This window comes from Streptomyces sp. NPDC047981, assembly GCF_040653315.1.
Taxonomy (GTDB): Bacteria; Actinomycetota; Actinomycetes; order Streptomycetales; family Streptomycetaceae; genus Streptomyces.
This window is the reverse complement of record NZ_JBEZNQ010000198.1, coordinates 1-1560: the sequence shown is the minus strand read 5'-3', so window position 1 is coordinate 1560 and position 1560 is coordinate 1. Positions and strand designations below refer to the sequence as shown.

Sequence of the window (1560 nt, the reverse complement as noted above, 5' to 3'; positions counted from 1 at the left end):
GCCCGCGAAACCGGCCCCCACATGGTCCACCTTGGTCGCGCGGCGCATGCCCCGGTTCTGCCGCAGCACCACGGCGGCGGTACGGAGCCGGGTGCGCATCGCCCGGGTGACCGCGGACGTGCCGAACCCACCCGGGTGGGTGAGCGGCGACGTCACGCGGTACGCGGTCATGGCGGGGTCAGCCCCGCCCGTGGCGCAGCGCCGGGTGGGCGCCGGCGGCGACGAGGTCGGCGACGGCGGCCTTCGGGTCGCGGCCGGTCACCAGGGACTCGCCGACCAGGACCGCGTCGGCGCCGGCGTTGGCGTACGCGATCAGGTCGTGCGGCCCGCGGACGCCGGACTCGGCGACCTTGACGATGCCGGCCGGGATCTCCGGGGCGACCCGCTCGAAGGTGGAGCGGTCGACCTTGAGGGTCTTGAGGTTCCGCGCGTTGACGCCGATGATCCGGGCGCCCGCGTCGACGGCGCGCTCGACCTCCTCCTCGTCGTGGACCTCGACCAGCGGCGTGAGGCCGATGGACTCGGCGCGCTCGATGAGGGAGACCAGGGCCTCCTGCTCGAGGGCGGCGACGATCAGGAGCGCGAGGTCGGCGCCGTAGGCCCGGGCCTCCCACAGCTGGTACGCGGTGACGATGAAGTCCTTGCGCAGCACCGGGATGTCGACCCGGGCGCGGACGGCCTCCAGGTCGGCGAGCGAGCCGCCGAAGCGGCGCTCCTCGGTGAGCACGGAGATGACGGCGGCGCCGCCCGCCTCGTAGTCGGCGGCGAGGCCGGCCGGGTCGGCGATGGCGGCGAGGGCGCCCTTGGACGGGCTGGAGCGCTTGACCTCGCAGATCACCGTGACGCCCTCGCCGCGCAGCGCGGCGACGCCGTCCTTGGCCTGCGGTGCCTTGGCGGCGCGCTCCTTCAGCTCGTCGAGGGAGACCCGCGCCTGCCGCTCTGCGAGGTCGGCGCGTACGCCTTCGATGATCTCGTCGAGCACACTCACGCGAGAGGCCCCCTTCCGGGACGGTGATGGTGACGGTCGTGCGGATGAACCAGGTTCAGCCACGTCGATGGTATCCGCCCGAGGGCCCGGGACCCGCATCCGGCTGACTTACGTCCCACCTGCTGGGACTTCGCCGGGGCGGTCACGGGGCGAGCGCGGCCCCGAAGGGAAGGTTCCGGATGACCGTGAACAGGGCGAGAACAGCGCCGATCCCCCACCACAGGGCGGGGCTGATCGCGACCCGCATGGGCACACCACGTACGGCGCGAATCAGCCACACGGCCATGACGACGGCGAAGAGGCCGTAGCCGACGACGGCGAGGGCGTTGGCGCCGAAGGCGGCGGCCAGGTCGCCGTGGACGAAGGCGTGCGCGCTGCGCAGCCCGCCGCAGCCCGGGCAGTACAGCCCGGTGAAGCGCAGGAGCGGGCAGACGGGGTAGTGCCCGGGCTCGTTGGGGTCGACGGCGCCGGCACCATCGGCTTCCCGGCCCGCCGAGGCCGCGCCGACGGTTGACGGCGGGCCCTGACGGCGGGGCCGCCCAGCGGGCTTCGAGACGTCGTACCCCTACCCG

The 1560-nt window shown here is 74.3% G+C and carries 1 protein-coding gene and 1 pseudogene; both read right to left on the bottom strand.

Going from position 1 to position 1560, the window contains the following annotated elements:
- Positions 1 to 178 precede the first annotated feature (178 nt).
- On the bottom strand, positions 179 to 988 hold the full coding sequence (trpC, locus tag AB0E14_RS39720) for an indole-3-glycerol phosphate synthase TrpC (RefSeq protein WP_362369798.1): 810 nt from the start codon (positions 986 to 988) through the stop codon (positions 179 to 181).
- A 142-nt stretch (positions 989 to 1130) separates the two neighbouring features.
- Positions 1131 to 1451 (bottom strand): annotated as a pseudogene (locus AB0E14_RS39715) (DUF2752 domain-containing protein); the annotation flags it as partial.
- Positions 1452 to 1560: the final 109 nt, after the last annotated feature.